Origin of the sequence: Lutibacter aestuarii (genome assembly GCF_042676885.1) — a bacterium.
Classification (GTDB): Bacteria; Bacteroidota; Bacteroidia; order Flavobacteriales; family Flavobacteriaceae; genus Lutibacter; species Lutibacter aestuarii.
On record NZ_JBHTIC010000006.1, the window covers coordinates 234,446 to 252,353 of the forward strand.

Below are 17,908 nucleotides of genomic sequence, written 5' to 3' on the forward strand. Positions count from 1 at the left end.
ATGAAAATAATATCATACAACGTTAACGGAATTAGAGCAGCATTAAAAAAAGGGTTTTTAGATTGGTTACAATCTGCAAAACCTGATGTAATTTGTATTCAAGAAACAAAAGCACATAAAGATCAGTTAGATTTAAACTTGTTTGAGGAAGCTGGTTATCCATACCATTATTGGTTTTCAGCTCAAAAAAAAGGCTATAGTAGCGTAGCAATTTTATCAAAGCATGAACCAAATTATGTAGCATATGGAACAGGTATTGAATCAATGGATTTTGAAGGACGTAATTTGCGTATTGATTTTGATGAATTTTCAATCATGAGTTTGTACTTGCCTTCTGGAACTAATGATGATAGGTTAGATTTTAAGTTGAATTATATGGATGAATTTCAAGAGTATGTAAATGACTTAAAGAAAGAGATTCCCAATTTAATTATTTGTGGAGATTATAATATTTGTCACCAAGAAATTGATATTCATAACCCTAAAATGAAAGGTGTTTCAGGGTTTTTACCCGTTGAAAGAGAATGGATTGGAAATTTTATAGATAGTGGATTTATTGATTCATTTAGGTATTTAAATAAAGAACCTCATCATTACAGTTGGTGGAGTTATAGAGCCAATGCTAGAAATAATAATAAAGGATGGAGAATTGATTATCATATGGTAAGTGAGCCATTAAAAGATAAAATTAAAAGAGCATATATTTTACCTGAAGCAAAACATTCAGATCATTGTCCAATAGTAGTAGAAATAGAAAAATAAAAAACACTAAAAATATGTTTAAAAAAACCTCAATTTTAATTGTTATTGCATTTACCTTAAATGCCTGTGTTTCTAAAAAAGTTTATCAAGAGTTAGAAACAAAATTCAATAAATTAAGAGCTTCAAATACCGCTTTAATTGAAGAAAAGGATCAACTATTAGTTTCTAAAAAGGCATTGGAAGAAGATTTTGAGAAGCTTCAAAATGAATATGCAGCACTAGAAAATCAAAATAAAAGTTTAAATGATGAGTATATAGCACTTCAAAATAAATACAAAAATTTAGATGAATCATATACGGTTTTAGCAACTCAAAGTTCAAAAAAGCTAGCAGAACAATCTAAAAAAAATCAAGAATTATTAGTCCAACTTGAAGAAAAAGAACGAAAACTTGTAATGGAAAGCGAACGTTTAGAAAATCTACAAAAAGAACTGAATAAACGCTCAGAACAAATAGATGAGTTACAAGCTTTAATTGATGCAAAAGAAGCACAAATGCAACATTTAAAAAATGCAATTTCAAGTGCCTTGCACAATTTTGAAGGAAAAGGCTTAACCGTAGTTCATAAAAATGGAAAAATTTATGTGTCTATGGAAAATAAATTATTGTTTAACTCTGGAAGTTGGGCTGTTGGAACTGAAGGTAAAAAAGCGGTAGAGCAGCTGGCAAGTGTTTTATCTGAAAATACCGATATTAATGTTTTAATTGAAGGGCATACAGACAATGTTCCATATAGAGGCTCTACACTAATTGATAATTGGGACTTATCTGTTAAAAGGGCAACAGCAATAGTTAGAATTCTAGAAAACAAGGGAGTTAATCCAACTCAAATTACTGCAGCAGGTAGAAGTGAGTTTGTACCAATTGACTCCAATAAAACTCTTGAAGGGAAAGCTAAAAATAGAAGAATAGAAATTATTTTAGCACCTAATTTAGATGAAATTTCAAAACTATTAAAAGAATAAATTTTAATGAGGAAACTAAGATTTATAGCAATTTTATTGATAAGTGTAACTGGGTTTTCGCAAAAAGAGAAGGATTCTTTGCAACTTCAAAAAATTGAAGATACCAAAGAGTTATTTTCTGAAAATGATACACTATTTATAAAAAAATCAGATTCATTAGTACTTAAATTTCATAAAGAGGCAACATTAATTGATAGTTTATGGCTAAACGAGTTAATTAAATCGCCTTTGTATGATACCATTCAATACGTACTAAAAGAAGATGAAATTTTAGTAACCGATTTAGAAGAACTCCCAACAGATGTATTAAAAGAGCGTTTGCAAATTTTAGACAGTAAAACTCCTTTTCATATTGAATACAATACGCATTTAGAACAAGTTATTAAAACCTATTTAAAAAGAAGAAAATCCGCTTTTTCTGGTTTAATGGAAAAAGCACGTTATTATTTTCCGATGTTTGAAGAGGTATTAGATAAATATGACATTCCTTTAGAAATGAAATATTTAGCCATTGTTGAGTCTGCACTTAAACCTAGAGCGCGCTCAAGAGTTGGAGCCACAGGATTATGGCAATTTATGTATCAAACTGGAAAACAATTTGATTTAAATGTAAGCTCTTATGTTGATGAACGTTCTGACCCTTATAGCGCAACAGAAGCTGCCTGTAAATATTTGGCTAGTTTGTATAAAATTTTTGGAGATTGGGATTTGGCTTTAGCAGCGTATAATTCAGGACCAGGAAATGTAACTAAAGCAATTCGCCGTTCAGGAGGTAGTACAAACTATTGGAATATTAGGCATAACTTACCTAGAGAAACAGCTAATTACGTGCCTGCTTTTTATGCTACATTATATATCTTTGAATATGCAAATGAGCATAATATTAAGGCAAGAGAAAATACACTAACCTATTTTGAAACAGATACGGTTCAAGTAAAAAGACAATTAACTTTTGAACAAATTTATGAAACTTTAAATGTTGATATTGAAGTATTACAATTTTTAAACCCACAGTATAAATTAGATATTGTGCCTTACATAAAAGGTAGAGATTATAAATTAGCCTTACCAGTTAAAGATGTTGGTAATTTTATAAGTAACGAGCAATTAATTTATGCATATGCCGATGCTGAAGATGCTAAAAGAGAAAAACCATTACCAAAATACTTTGAAATGAATGATCGGATTGTTTACAGAGTTAAAAGCGGTGATTTTTTAGGTAAAATAGCTAACAAATATGGCGTATCTGTAAGCAGTTTAAAACGTTGGAATAATATGCGAAGTACCAGATTAAGAATTGGTCAAAGACTTATAGTATATCCTAAAAAATTAAACACATCGGTTGCAGTTGCAACATCTAACAAAACAAAAAAAGCACAACCTGAAGGAAATTTCAGTACACATACAGTTAAATCTGGAGATTCGCTTTGGTCTATAGCTCAAAAATATTCTAATGTTTCTGTTCAAAATATTAAAGATTGGAACAATATTTGGAGTGCTAAAAGTCTAAAACCAGGAATGAAATTAAAAATATTTACAAAATAATTTAGAAAAGCTTAATTTGTTGAGCATTCAATTTAATCAGTGTAAATTAATATCATAACAAATGAAAAAAATAAGTGTTTTATTAATTGTAGTTTCTTTATTCATCTCATGTGGATCTGGAGATAATAAAAAAATATTAAAAGAAGCAAATGGTCGTATTAATAATCTGCTAATTGTAATGAAAAATAGCGAATGGCAAGGAGAGTTAGGAGATGAGCTAAGAAAAATAATCACAGAACCTGTTTTAGGCTTACCACAACCAGAATCGCAGTTTGAAGTAACTCAAGTTCCAATAGAAAGTTTTGGAAGCATGTTTAGAGCTACAAGAAGTGTGTTAAATATTGGAATAACAGATTCAACTACATTTAAAGTTGCTACCAATGTTTATGCTGCACCTCAAAAAATTGTAACAATAACAGCAAAAAATAAAGAAGAGTTGATTTCTGAAATTCAAAAAAATAGTAAAAAAATAGTCACTATTTTTAAAGATGCCGATTTAAAAGCTACTCAGCGAGAAATTTCAAAAAGTTATTGGGATCCAACAACAATTGAGACGTTTAATAAGCAAGGTTTTACTTTAAAATTTCCACGAAAATATAATAAAGTTGAAGATGATGGTGATTTTATATGGTATCGTTACCATATAGGTGGAGGTAATAGCATGGAAGTTATTGCGTATACAGTTCCTATTACTTCTGAAGATGATGAAAATGGAAACAATATTGTTGCTATTAGAGATGCAATAGGTGAAAAATACATTCCAGGTGAAATAGATGGCTCATATATGATTACTGAGGAAGCTTATGCACCACATATTTTTGAAGTAGAAATTGATGGTAAAAAAGCTTTTGAAACTCGGGGTAAGTGGGAAGTTAAAAATGTATATATGGCAGGTCCATTTTTAAGCTATACTATTGTAGATAAGCCAAATAATAGATTGGTAGTAGTAGAAGGCTTTACCTACGCACCTTCAATTAACAAACGTGATTATATGTTTGAAATAGAAGCTATTTTAAAAACGATAAAAATTAAATAACAAAAAAACCAAATAAAAAAAACCGCTAAATATTTAGCGGTTTTTTTTATTTGATTAAACTAATAACCAATTTTTTTTCTAACTCTTTTTAAAACTTTTGCTGCAACTTTTCGTGCTTTTTCAGCTCCAATTGCTAAAGCTTTATCAATTTCTTCTAAGTTGTTCATGTAATAGGTATAACGTTCTCTTTCAGTAGAATATTTATCAATTAATAATTCATAAAAAGCCTGTTTAGCATGCCCATAACCATAATTTCCATTTTCGTAATTTGCTCTCATTTCAACTACTTGTTTTGGAGAAGCAATTAATTTATATAAAGCAAATAAATTACAAGTATCAGGGTTTTTAGGATCTTCTAACGGAGTTGAATCCGTTTGAATTTTCATAATCTGTTTACGTAATTGCTTATCAGGTAAAAATAAATTTATAATATTTCCACTAGACTTACTCATTTTCCCACCATTTGTACCTGGAACATACATAGTACCCTCTTTAATTTTTGCTTCAGGAGGAACAAGAGTATCTCCCATTTGATGATTAAATCGGTTAGCAACATCTCTAGTTATTTCTAAGTGCTGTAATTGATCTTTTCCTACTGGTACAATTTCAGCATCATATAATAAAATGTCTGCAGCCATAAGCATAGGATAATTAAAAAGCCCAGCATTTACATCATCTAAACGATCTGCCTTATCTTTAAAGCTATGAGCTAAAGTCAATCTTTGAAATGGGAAAAAACAACTTAAATACCAAGAAAGTTCAGTAACTTCAGGGATATCACTTTGTCGATAAAAAACACTTTTATTAACATCTAAACCAAAGGCAAGCCAAGTTGCTGCTACGCTGTAAGTATTTTCACGTAGTTCTTTACCATTTTTTATTTGAGTAAGAGAATGCATATCTGCAATAAATAAAAACGAATCTTCTTGAGAGTTGTTTGCCATTTCTATTGCTGGAATAATTGCACCTAATAGGTTTCCTAAATGTGGTGTTCCTGTGCTTTGAACACCTGTTAAAATTCTCGACATTTGTATTTAAATTTGAAAGGCAAAAATACATATTTAAAAAAGAAAAAAAGAATAGAATTTAAATATGTATTTTTGATACTTATGAAAATTTTTAAATATCCATTATACATTTTTTGGCGCTGTTGGTTTTATGGCTGGGTGTTTTTTAGTGTGCTTGCTATTTTTCCTATTTTATTAATAGTAACTTCGTCAGAAAAACTGTATCCAGTATTTTTTAAAATTGCCAAAGTTTGGGGGAAAACCATACTTTTTGTAATGGGCTTTAAAATAGCGGTAATTGAAGATGAAGTTTTAGATGATAAAAAAAGCTATATGTTTTGCCCAAACCATACCTCAATGATCGATATTATGGTTATGCTTGCGCTGGCAAAAAATCCATTTGTTTTTGTTGGTAAAAAAGAATTGACCAGAATTCCAATATTTGGATTTTTTTATAAACAGACCTGTATTATTGTTGATAGAAACAATTCGAGAAGTAGAAAAGCAGTTTTTGATGAAGCAAGAAAAAGACTATCAAATGGTTTGGATATCTGTATTTTTCCAGAAGGATTGGTTCCTGATGATGAAAGTATTGTATTAGCCGATTTTAAAAATGGGGCTTTTCGTTTGGCAATTGAGCACCAAATACCTATTGTGCCTATTACAATGTATGATTGTAAAAAAAGATTTTCGTATACTTTTTTTAGTGGAAGTCCAGGAAAACTAAGAGTAAAAATTCATCATTTTATTCAAACTAAAGGAATGATTATTAGAGATAGTGACTCTTTAAAAAAACAAACATTTAATTTAATTTTTAATGAATTAATTTCCGACAGAAATAATTAAAACAATAAATAATTAAATGTTTTTAATTTCGTTTAAAAAAAATGAAAAAAGACTTAGTAACATACTATGATCCTAAAGAAGAGAAATGGAATGTAATTTCACATTTAATAGGGTTGGTTTTAAGTATACCCGCCTTAGTTTTGTTAGTTGTGTTTGCAAGTTTAGAAGGAACGGCATGGCATATAGTGAGTTTTAGTATTTATGGAGCAAGTTTAATAGTTTTATATTCGGCTTCAACCTTATATCATTATGTTCAAAACCCTAAATTACGCCAACGTTTAAATATTTTTGACCATGCTGCTATTTATATTTTAATTGCTGGAACCTATACTCCGTTTACATTAGTTGTTTTAAAGGGCTGGGTAGGTTGGACTATTTTTGGCGTTTCTTGGGGCTTGGCACTTATGGGAGTTATTTTAAAACTCTTTTATACCGGAAAATATGACAAAATTTCAACCATAGCTTATGTGTTAATGGGGTGGCTAATTATTTTTGCTATAAAACCTTTAGTAAATAGTTTAGTTTTAGAAGGACTTTTATGGTTATTAGCTGGAGGAATTTCTTATACCATTGGAGCAGTTTTATACAGTATTAAGTGTATAAAATACAACCATGCCATATTTCATATATTTGTTTTAATAGGTAGTTTTTGTCACTTTATAGCAGTATTTTTTTACGTTTTACCTATAAAAAAGTAAATAAAAAATTAACTTTTTGAACATATATTCAAATGTTGTATCTTGCAAATTAATTGAAAAAGGAATAATTAACATCGACCCTCAGATTATGTTACAAATTTTATTAGTTGATGATGAAAATGATGCTTTAGAAGCATTAGAATGGAAATTGAAAAATTATATTGAAAATGTGGAAGTTAGCACTTGTAACTCCCCAATAAAAGCCATTGATATTATTAATGAAGAAAAACCAGATGTTGTTTTTTTGGATATTCAAATGCCAGAAATGGATGGTTTTACAATGATAGAAAAGCTTGATAATAGAGATTTTAATCTAATTTTTACAACAGCGCATGATGAATTTGCACTTAAAGCAATTAAAGTATCAGCGATAGACTATCTTCTTAAACCTGTTGATAAAGATGAGCTATTAGAAGCAATGGATAAAATTCAAAAATCTAAAAAAGGCGATTTATTAGAAAACAAACTTCAATTATTATTAAATAATTTGAATGACAATAATGATAAAATAAATATTTCAGCTGATGGAAAGGTATATTTATTAGAAAAGGATGATGTAGTTATGTTAAAATCTGATAAAAGTTATACAACAATTTTTTTAAAATCTGAACAACAAATTTTGGTTTCCAAAACACTTAAAGAAGTTGAAAAGAAATTCTTATTTCCTGAGTTTTTCAGAGTACATAATTCTTATTTAGTAAATTTAAATCATGTAAAAGAATATTTAAAAGGTTTAGGTGGAGAACTTATTATGACTAATGGTTTAACAGCTAGTATAAGCAGAAATAGAAAAGCTGAATTATTTAAAAGATTATATTTAGATTAAAAAATGTTTTTAGATTACGGTTCTGAAATTTTTTCGTGGATAAGAGGAGGGCTTTTCGTGCTGTTCATTTATCATTTTTTAATTTTCTTTCAAAATAAAAGTAAACTATATTTATACTATAGTTTATATCTACTAGCACTTACAATTTATTTTTTACAACATGTATTAAATGGAGAGTTTCAGGCATTTTACAATTACATTAACTTTTCTATCCAATTTTTGGCATATGCAGCTTACATTGCTTTTGCTAGAGACTTATTAGATACAAGAACTCATTTAATAAAGTGGGACAAGTATTTTGAACTTGGAACCAAAATACTGTTAATATTAGCAGGTATTTTTATTGTAATTCAAGCACTTTTTGGTTATGAATTTCAAGTTAAGGCGTTTACAATAGTAGTTCCTTTTTTAACACTTTTTACCTTACTAACATATTATATTATAGTAACTAAAATAAAAGACAAATTTTCTATTTATTTTGTGGTTGGATCATTTATTTATGTTGCATTAGCTAATATAAGTTTTTTAGAAATATTTTTAGGAACTGAATTTTTCGAATCTAGAGGGCTTCAAGCGATGTTTTTCATCTATTTAGGAGCCATTTTACAAAGCATTATATTTTCAGTTATAATAGGTTTTATAATAAAGAGAATTGAACAAAAAAGTAAAAATGCTGAAGTGAGACTTGCCGTTAAACTGAAAGAAATGGAAGAGTTGAAAATGACAGCTCTTCAAAGTCAAATGAACCCACATTTTTTATTCAATTCATTAAACTCCATTAACAATTTTGTGTTAAAGAATGAAGTAGAAAAAGCATCTGATTATATTACAAAATTTTCACGTTTAATTAGAGTTATTTTAAACAGTTCATCAAGTCCTACATCAACATTATCTGAAGAATTAGGAATACTTTCTCTATATGTTAAACTTGAGCAAATGAGAGTTTCTGGGGGGTTCGATTACATTGTTGAAGTAGATGAAAATTTAAATTTAGATGGCATCAAAGTACCACCTCTATTTTTACAGCCTTTTATCGAAAACTCTATTTGGCATGGAATTATGAAAAAAGAAGGTAGCAAAGAGATTAAACTTATTATAAAAAGAGCAAATGATAATGTTCTTTGTATTATTCAAGATAATGGAATTGGTATTAATAAGGCAAAAGAATTAGAGCATATGTCCAAAAAACGCAAATTTTTTGGAACTGAAGCAACAGAAAATAGAATTAGAATTCTATATAAAAATAAAGATGTAAAAATTGAAACCAAAGACATTTCTTCCGAAGAAAAAACGGGGACTCAAGTTTTAGTAAGTTTTCCAATAAATAATTAAGAAAAACAAACCATTTATAAAATTTAAAATACCATTTATTGATTCATAATAGGTTTTAGCAAATTTTAATAAAATATATATTTTTGGATAACTAAATTTGTAATTAATTTATATTAATCTTTAATGTCAATACTTAAATTTTCAATTCCTTCAGACGATAAAATCATTGAAGATTTTAAAACTAAAAATAATAAAAGTACTATAAAATTTATAGGTACGGGTAGTGTTTGTCAGAATATTAAAGAAACTACTTACGAAAGGTTGGTACAACTTAACAATGAACATACAGTTAAAAAGGTGATTTACAAGAAAAAAGGAATATCTTGGGGTTTTGAAACTGTTGAAGTAGTCAATTTTTAATAAAATAGAAAATTCTAAAAATACCGTTTATTGCTAAAAACTAACCATTTATATATTTTTTAAGCACAAAGGCATATTTCATTTCAAAGTAAGTATAATCAGATGTATATTTGTTTTGTATTAATGTCAAGAGGGGTTTTGGCACTATACATTAAAAACATTAAATAAGTCTTTGGGGTTGATTTATTTATTCCTTGAACATTGTAATTAAAATTTATAATGTTCAAGGTTTTTTTTTTGAAACTAACTTCACATTCAGGTTCATTATTTTTTAAATATATTTGAATGTCTTAATTTAATACTGAGTAATACACGATAAGTTTACAATTACAAAATTATCATTCCAATTTAACATAATGATTCAAAGTACAAAAGCAATTGTAATTAATACTATAAAGTATGGAGATACCAGTTTAATTACAACTTGTTATACAGAGGATTATGGTTTAAAATCATATATGTTAAAAGGTGTATTAAAGTCTAAAAAGGCCAAAATTAAGCCAGCCTATTTTCAACCTTTAACTCAGTTAAATTTAACAGCAAATCATAATAATAGAGGGGTATTAAATTCTTTAAGAGATGTAGAAGTTTCACATTTTTATGAATCAATACATACTTCTATAAAAAAACAAACAATATCACTTTTTTTAGCTGAAATATTGTTTAGTTCAATAAAAGAGGAAGATAAAAATAGTACGTTGTATACTTATTTAGAGACTTCATTTTTATGGCTTGATACACATGCAAATATTTCAAATTTTCATTTACTTTTTTTGCTAAACTTAACTAAGTTTTTAGGTTTTTATCCAGAGCTTGAAAATGCTAATAGCAGTTATTTTAATTTACTAGAAGGAAACTTTACTAGCTATTCAAAACAGCATACGGTAACGGGCTCAAAATTACTTCAATTTAAAAAGCTGTTAGGCATAAATTTTGATGTGTTACACCAAGTGGATTTTAGCGCTTCTAACAGACAAGAGGTACTCTCCATTTTAATTCAATATTTTGAATTACATATTAGTGGTTTTAAGAAACCAAAATCTATAAATGTTTTAAAATCGGTATTTAGTTAATTATGAAATATTTAAAAATTATTTTTTTCATTTTTATAGTAACAAAAATAGAAGCACAACAAGTAAAAGTATTAGAAAGAGGTTCCAATTTTCCAATAGAAAATGTAACTATTTATAATGATATTAATGATACGGTAGTATATACTAATAAAAATGGAATTGCAGATTTATCTGTATTTGGAAACTTTGATGTGTTGTTTTTTAATCATTTGTCGTATATAGAATATGAGATATTGAAAAAAGAATTGGGTGTTTTAGAGTTTGTAGTGTATTTAAGTAAAAAATCTGAACAATTAGATGAAATTGTTTTGTCAGCCTCTAGAGGAGAAGAAAAAAGAAGTAGAATAGCCGAACAAATAGAAATTACATCAAAAGAAGACATCAAAAAAATGGCGCCTCAAACTTCTGCAGATTTATTAGCTAATTTACCAGGGATTAAGGTTCAAAAATCACAATTTGGAGGTGGAAGTCCCGTGTTAAGAGGTATGGAAGCTAATAGAGTTTTATTGGTAATTGATGGAGTAAGAATGAACAATGCTATTTACAGAATGGGACATTTACAAAACTCTATTACAGTGTCGCCTAATATTATTGATAGAACAGAAGTTATATTTGGACCATCATCTGTTGTTTATGGGTCAGATGCTTTAGGAGGAGTAATTCATTACTATACTAAAACACCAAAAGTAAGTACTGATAAAGAAATTAATTCTTCTATTTATTCTCGTTTCAGTACCGTTAATAATGAATTTACTACCGAAGGAAATATGGAGTTTAGTAATAAAAAATGGGCTTTTTATACTAGCATAACCTATAGTAAATTTGGCGATTTAAAAATGGGGAAAAACAGAACCCATGGTTTTGATGATTGGGGAAAGGTTTATGAATATTCGAATAACACAAATAAGTACTATAATTTAAACCCTATAGTAAACAGAGATCATAATGTTCAAAAAAATACAGGCTATAATCAAACCGATATTTTACAAAAAATAGCAATTCCACTTTCTAATAAAACAGATTTAACAATTAATCTTCAATATTCAGAATCTTCTAATATTGATAGGTTTGATAGGCTTACGGAATATTCTGATGGTGAACTGAAATTTTCGGAGTGGTACTATGGTCCTCAAAAAAGATTACTAGCTGCTACGCAATTAAAAATAAGTCCGAATAAAAGTTGGCTTGAAAAAGGAACTTTAACAGCTGCATTCCAAAACATTAAAGAGTCTAGAGTGCAACGAAAATTTTCAAGTTTAGAACGCTCTTATAGAAATGAAGATGTAGATGTTTTTAGTTTGAATGGTGATTTTTTTGTGCCGTTGACCAAAGGAGATGATAGAATTTTATCATATGGATTTGAAGGTTCATATAATGATGTTAATTCAAAATCTTATGGAAAAACACTTGATGTTTATAACAATACAATAGTAGGTTTTACAGATGATTTTGTAGTTCAATCTCGTTATCCAGATGGAGGAAGCTCTTACACAAGTATTGCAGCTTATGCAAATTACCGTCAAAATATTAGTAAAAAAGCAACTTTAAATACGGGGTTAAGATTGGTAAATACCCATTTAAAGGCAAAATGGATAGATGATACGTTTATTACGTTGCCAGATTTTGACATATCTTCAAATAATTCTGCAGTAACTGCAACTTTGGGTTATATTTTTAAACCTAATGCAAATTGGCAATTAAATAGTGTAATTTCATCTGGATTTAGATCACCGAATATTGATGATGTTGGAAAAATTAGAGAAAAATCAGGAAAAGTAACAGTTCCAAATATAAATTTAAAGCCAGAATATGCCTATAATTTTGAAAGTAGTGTATTAAAATATTTTAATAATAAAAGATTTGAAGCTGGTTTAAATATTTATTACACGCTATTAAATAATTACATAACTCGAGATTATTTTGAAGTAAACAATTTAGGAACTATTATGTATGATGGAGAAGAAGGAATAATCATTGCAAACGTAAACAAAGACAATGCATATATTGTTGGAAGTACTTTTAGTTTTAAAGGAGGTTTAAATGAATTTTGGAAAACAAAAGGTTCATTAACGTATACAAAGGGAGAAGCTTATGATACTAAAGAACCTTTATCATCAATTCCACCTTTATTTGGGATGATAGAAATAGGGTATGAAAAAGAACGATTTCAGGCAAGTTTAAACTGGAAATTTAATTCAAAGAAAAAAATTAATGATTATAATTTAATTGAGGGTATAGACAATGTAGAACAAACACCTTATAATGAAGAGGAGGATGTTTATTATGGAAATCCAAGTTGGAATACGTTTAATTTTAAATCAAATTTTAAAGCGAATAATAGTATTACTTTATTTCTAAATATTGATAATATTTTTGATGTTCATTATAAAGAATTTGCTTCTTCTATTAGTGCTCCAGGACGTAATTTATCAATTTCTGCTTTAATTAATATTTAATTAAAATTTTGTTTTTACTTGTTAATTAGTTAGTGAATACGCATAAATTAGTATATTTAATACTAAATAATCTTAAATATCTTTAAATTTAAGGGTTTTTAAATATTTTATTGCTGCAATTTATTTATTACAAAATACTTTTTATTGTAAATACCTTGTAGTTTGTTTATTTCAAATTATCAGCTACGTAAAAGCTATTTCTATCACTTATTTTTGTTAGGCTCAATATTATAGTTTTTATGTGTTTTAATACCCCAGATTTTAAAAAAATATTTTTTTTTAATATTATATTTCTTTTCAGTTTTTATGGTTTTTCACAAGGTATTCTTCAGGTAAAAGGTAATGGGCAAATTATCAATAGAGGAAGTATAAATCCAAAACTTACTAATTATACAGATTTTGGAGAAGTTAATGGAAGTAAAATTTATAGCTTTGAACTTAAAAATATTGCTTCTAAAAAAGGGAATAAAAACCTTAAAAAGATAAATGTAACTATAACTGGCTCATCAGATTTTTCTATAATTCAAAATGCCTCTGGAAATATTAAATCAGGAGGTAAGCAAAACATTAAAATAAAATTTACACCGAGTTCTTCTGGTATTAAAAAAGCAACCATTACTATAACTTATAATAATGGGAAGTATTCAAGCTATTCATTTGATATTCAAGGAATGTCTTCAAATAAAGAACCTGAAATTGATGTAACAGATAATTTTGATAACCAAATTGAAGATAACTCTACAAATTCACCGCTGTTAACCAATAATACTGATTTTGGTAGTATAGATGTTGGAACTTCAGTAACGGTCACTTTTAGAATTTATAATATTGGAACAAATAACTCAAAATTAAATGTATCCAATCCAGTATTAATAGCTAATACAAGTGGATATTTTTCTAGCTCTAGTTTAGCTTCTACAAAAAAGATTAATGAAGGAAAATTTACTACATTTACTATAACATTTTCCCCTACTTCCTTGGGAACCTTTTCGGCAGAGGTTTCAATTTCAAATGATGATGCCGATGAAAACCCTTATACTTTTACTGTTAGAGGAACTAGTGTTGCACCTCTAACTATAGGCCCTGGAGGAGTGGTAACAGATTTAAAATTATGGTTAAAAGCTAATGAAAATGTAAGTACTAACTCTAGTAATGGAGTGACACTTTGGGGAGATAATGCAAGAGGATCAGATGCTACAGTTAACACATCAGGCCAAGAACCAACTTTTAGAGATGATGCAACCTATAATGTAAATTTTAACCCTGTAATTGACTTTGATAATAATTCAACTTCTTCATCTAATAGTTTTGATTACACAAAACTTCCTCAACAATATTTAGAAGGAGCTTTAGGATACTATTCCAATGAAATATTTGTTGTGGTTATACCTGATGCTACGGTTAATTCAACTTTTGGAGTCATGGATATCTTTTGTTCAGATTCTGATACTGGAAATACGGAAAATGATGCTTCAGGGATAGGTTTTGGTGCATACTCGCAAAGATTTAATAATGAAGTAATATCATATGCATATGGAATTTCAAGTGGATTTAACGATGGTTTTGGAGTAGCGCAAACAGGAACGGCCAACTATACTAACGCAGGAATAATTAATACAAGAAACAATACTTCAACAAATAATCAGGAATTGTTTTACAATGCTAAAAATATTGCAAACACGACTTCTGATATTGTAAGTTTTGGAAATATTTCAAATGGAAAATATTGGATTGGAAGAAGTGAGGGAAGTACAGCTAGTTTAAATGGTAGAATAGCTGAAATTATAACATACTCAGTTCGTAAAAATGACACTAATTTGATTCAAGAACGCAACCGAATACAATCCTATTTAGCTATTAAATATGGAATTACTTTAGGTGATAATGGTGTAAGTCAAGATTATGTCGATTCTAATGGTACAGTAATTTGGGATCAATCTGTTAATACTGGATTTAATTATGATATTGCAGGTATTGGTAGAGATGATGTTTCTAGTTTAAATCAAAAACAATCAAAAAGTATAAACAATAATGGCATTGTAGCTATTGGTTTAGGAGAAGTTGCAACAACAAATAATTTAAATTTGGGAAGCTTTAATACCGATAGAGACTATTTGGTTTGGGGAAATAATAATGGAGGATTTACTACAGCATCTCAATCATCTAGAACAATTAATTTAAGTGGAACAGCTACTACTTTTATTCCAATAGCTAGAAAATGGAAAATTACTGAAAGTCAAAATGATGTTCCCGAAGTTAAAGTTTCCATACCTTCATCTATTCTTACAAATAATGTTAGTCTAAATTCTAATGAAAAATACGTGTTAATAGTTTCAGACAATAACACCTTTAATGCAAATGATATTGTTGATGTAATACCATTAGAATTAAAAGGGTTAAATTTTGAAACTTGGTACGATTTTGACTCGACAAAATATTTCACTTTTGGTAAAGCCACAAAAGTTGAACAAAAAAGTCAAATAGATTTTTCAACACATGAATTTTTATTAGGAGACGAATCTCTAGAATTAGGGGGTAATTTTACAGTTTCTGCTTGGATAAAAAGTAATGGGGCGGCAGGAAGTTTTATATCTAAAGGGGCGAATGGCTATAATTTTAAAGTAAATGCAAATAATTTTATTGAAATTGATTGGAATGGAAGTACACAAATTACTTCAATAAATGCAATTGATAACTTATGGCATTATATAGTACTAACTTTTAATGGAGGTATTGCTAATTTATATATTGATGGTATTTTAGATAAAAGCGTTTCAGGCTTACCTAATCCTTTGGTCACAAACAATAAATATTCTATTGGAGCTTTATATACAGACAAAAATAACATTGATTCATTTAAGGGCTCTATAGATGAAGTTAGAATATGGAGCGAATCTCTTACAGTAGAAGAAATTCGTTATATAATGAATCAGGAAATTGAAGAATTCTCTTCTAAAGTAAATGGAAAAGTACTTCCTCAAAGTATCTCTAAAAATGATATTATATCTAAAAGTTGGGCTAGTTTACAAGCGTATTTTAATATGAATTCATTTTATGGAACAGTGGTAGAGGATGTTTCAAATAATGACAATTTTATAAGAATTAAATACCTTTCAAAAAATAAACATGTAGTTAAAAATCAATCGGCTCCGTTACCATATGTTTCCGTAAATGTGAATGCTTCAACACCTTTAAATTGGGACGATACTAGTAGTTGGGAAAATGGAAGTAATTTAATGATTCCTAATGTAATTGGTTTAGATGGAAAAACAAAAATTGATTGGAATATTGTAGAAACTAGAGATCATATAAATTCAGGAAATAGATCAATTAAATTATTAGGATTGATAAATTCTGAAGATGAATTATCAATAAACACAGCAAATAAGTTAGAAATTTCACATTATTTGTTAATAAATGGAGTCATAGATTTAGATGGAGAATCTCAATTAATACAAACCACCAATAGTGATTTTGATTTAATTAATAGTACAGGATATTTGGAACGCGATCAACAAGGAGTAGGCAATAAGTTTAGGTACAATGATTGGTCTTCTCCCGTAATCTCTAATGTTCCCCCAAAAAAATATGCTGTTGCAAGTGTTTTAAAAGATGGTACAGATGAGATGAACCCTATAGATATAGATTTTGTTGGAGGTTATAATGGAGATAATACAACTACGCCTATTCAAATAGCTAACTATTGGATTTATGCTTATAAAAATAAAACTCATGATAGTTATAGTAGCTGGGAACAAATTGGAAGTAGTGGGCAACTAAAAGCCGGAGAAGGATTTTTAATGAAAGGAACTGCCAACCCTGGAGTATTAACTGAACAAAATTATGTATTTGTTGGAAAACCAAATAATGGAGACATTAGTTTACATGTAAGTGGAACTAACGATTATTTGATTGGTAATCCTTATCCTTCCGCAATTGATGCATATAAGTTTATTGACGATAATACAGCATCACTAGGGAATAATGGAACTTTATATTTTTGGGAGCATTATGGAGGAGATAGTCATAATTTAAAAGATTATCAAGCCGGTTTTGCTACTTTGACTAAACTTGGAGGAGTTAAAGCTACAGCCCATCCTATAAACAATCAAAGTGTACCTAATGGTTCTAAAGAGCCACAACAATTTATTGCTGTAGGTCAAGGTTTCTTTGTACAAGGAGATTCAGATGGCGGAAACATTGTATTTAAAAATAGTCAAAGAGCCTTTGTAACAGAAGAAGATCCTAAAAATTCAATATTTATGAAAGGGGGAATTTCTTCAAAAGTAAATAAAGAAGAGAACTTAGATAAGCGATTAAAAATAAGATTAGGATTTGAAGCTACTAAAATTCAACACAGGCAGTTATTGTTAACTATTGATGAAAATACTACAAATGAAGTTGATTGGGGGTACGATGCACCAATTTATGAAGAGTTTAATGATGATATGTATTGGTTAATAAATAATAAGAAGTTTGTGATTCAAGGAATCAATACCATTAGCGCAGAAACAGAAATACCATTAGGAATTAAATCTAACGGAGGAATGGTAAAAATTGGTGTAGACGCTTTAGAGAATACCCCTGATGATTTTAAGGTGTATATAAAGGATTTAAATTCAGGAGAAACCTATAATATTACTCAAAATAATTTTGAAATTGAATTGGCGGAAGGAGTTTATAAAGATAGATTTGTAGTGGCGTTTCAACCAAGATTAAAAACCATTCAAGAAATTAGTGTAAATGAAGGAGTCCTTGTTTTTATGAATAATTCTACTAGTGAATTACAAATCAATAAAATTTTAGATACTGAAATTCAAAGAGTTTCATTATATAACTATTTAGGGCAAATAGTGAATACTTGGAATAAGAATTTTAATGGAAGAAATAACTCATTTCCTGTAAATGTAAGCTCAGGAGCCTATATTGTAAAGGTATATACCTCAAATGGAAACATTGTTAAAAAGATTGTTATACAATAATTTTTAGAATATATATAAAT

General features: G+C 28.5%; 13 protein-coding genes. 12 read left to right on the forward strand and 1 reads right to left on the reverse strand.

Going from position 1 to position 17,908, the window contains the following annotated elements:
- The 4 genes from ACFQZW_RS05785 to ACFQZW_RS05800 all read left to right on the forward strand — a co-directional run bounded on the left by ACFQZW_RS05785 (position 1) and on the right by ACFQZW_RS05800 (position 4,308).
- Positions 1–762, forward strand: coding sequence for an exodeoxyribonuclease III (locus tag ACFQZW_RS05785; protein WP_298262749.1), 762 nt, complete (start codon positions 1–3; stop codon positions 760–762).
- 14 nt (positions 763–776) lie between these two features.
- Positions 777–1,727 (forward strand): OmpA family protein, encoded by a 951-nt coding sequence (locus tag ACFQZW_RS05790; protein WP_386781721.1) that lies wholly within the window; start codon positions 777–779, stop codon positions 1,725–1,727.
- Between the two features lie 6 nt (positions 1,728–1,733).
- Positions 1,734–3,272, forward strand: a complete 1,539-nt coding sequence (locus ACFQZW_RS05795; RefSeq protein WP_386781723.1) for a lytic transglycosylase domain-containing protein — start codon at positions 1,734–1,736, stop codon at positions 3,270–3,272.
- A gap of 61 nt (positions 3,273–3,333) precedes the next feature.
- Complete coding sequence (locus ACFQZW_RS05800; protein WP_298262746.1) at positions 3,334–4,308, forward strand: DUF4837 family protein; 975 nt, start codon at positions 3,334–3,336, stop codon at positions 4,306–4,308.
- Positions 4,309–4,367: 59 nt separating this feature from the next.
- Here the strand turns inward: ACFQZW_RS05800 and trpS are convergent, their stop codons facing one another.
- Complete coding sequence (gene trpS, locus ACFQZW_RS05805; RefSeq protein WP_298262745.1) at positions 4,368–5,336, reverse strand: tryptophan--tRNA ligase; 969 nt, start codon at positions 5,334–5,336, stop codon at positions 4,368–4,370.
- A gap of 81 nt (positions 5,337–5,417) precedes the next feature.
- On the opposite strand from trpS, the gene ACFQZW_RS05810 reads away from it, so the two are divergent.
- From ACFQZW_RS05810 to ACFQZW_RS05845, 8 genes are all read left to right on the forward strand, one after another.
- The gene (locus tag ACFQZW_RS05810; RefSeq protein ID WP_298262744.1) at positions 5,418–6,161 is read left to right on the forward strand and encodes a lysophospholipid acyltransferase family protein; all 744 of its coding nucleotides are present in this window, start codon (positions 5,418–5,420) and stop codon (positions 6,159–6,161) included.
- A gap of 41 nt (positions 6,162–6,202) precedes the next feature.
- Positions 6,203–6,859 carry a PAQR family membrane homeostasis protein TrhA gene (gene trhA, locus ACFQZW_RS05815; RefSeq protein WP_386781727.1) on the forward strand — a complete coding sequence of 219 codons (657 nt, stop codon included), beginning with the start codon at positions 6,203–6,205 and terminating at the stop codon, positions 6,857–6,859.
- 16 nt (positions 6,860–6,875) lie between these two features.
- Positions 6,876–7,685: a LytR/AlgR family response regulator transcription factor gene (locus ACFQZW_RS05820; RefSeq protein ID WP_298262742.1), complete on the forward strand. Its 810-nt coding sequence runs from the start codon at positions 6,876–6,878 to the stop codon at positions 7,683–7,685.
- A gap of 3 nt (positions 7,686–7,688) precedes the next feature.
- Positions 7,689–9,017 carry a sensor histidine kinase gene (locus ACFQZW_RS05825; protein ID WP_386781730.1) on the forward strand — a complete coding sequence of 443 codons (1,329 nt, stop codon included), beginning with the start codon at positions 7,689–7,691 and terminating at the stop codon, positions 9,015–9,017.
- 123 nt (positions 9,018–9,140) lie between these two features.
- Entirely contained in the window at positions 9,141–9,377 is a 237-nt protein-coding gene (locus ACFQZW_RS05830) for a hypothetical protein (RefSeq protein WP_298262740.1), read from the forward strand.
- 356 nt (positions 9,378–9,733) lie between these two features.
- A complete protein-coding gene (gene recO, locus ACFQZW_RS05835) occupies positions 9,734–10,450 on the forward strand; it encodes a DNA repair protein RecO (RefSeq protein ID WP_298262739.1) in 717 nt (238 codons plus the stop codon).
- A 2-nt stretch (positions 10,451–10,452) separates the two neighbouring features.
- Complete coding sequence (locus ACFQZW_RS05840) at positions 10,453–12,906, forward strand: TonB-dependent receptor plug domain-containing protein (protein WP_386781733.1); 2,454 nt, start codon at positions 10,453–10,455, stop codon at positions 12,904–12,906.
- A gap of 239 nt (positions 12,907–13,145) precedes the next feature.
- Positions 13,146–17,888 (forward strand): LamG-like jellyroll fold domain-containing protein, encoded by a 4,743-nt coding sequence (locus tag ACFQZW_RS05845; RefSeq protein ID WP_386781735.1) that lies wholly within the window; start codon positions 13,146–13,148, stop codon positions 17,886–17,888.
- Positions 17,889–17,908 lie beyond the last annotated feature (20 nt).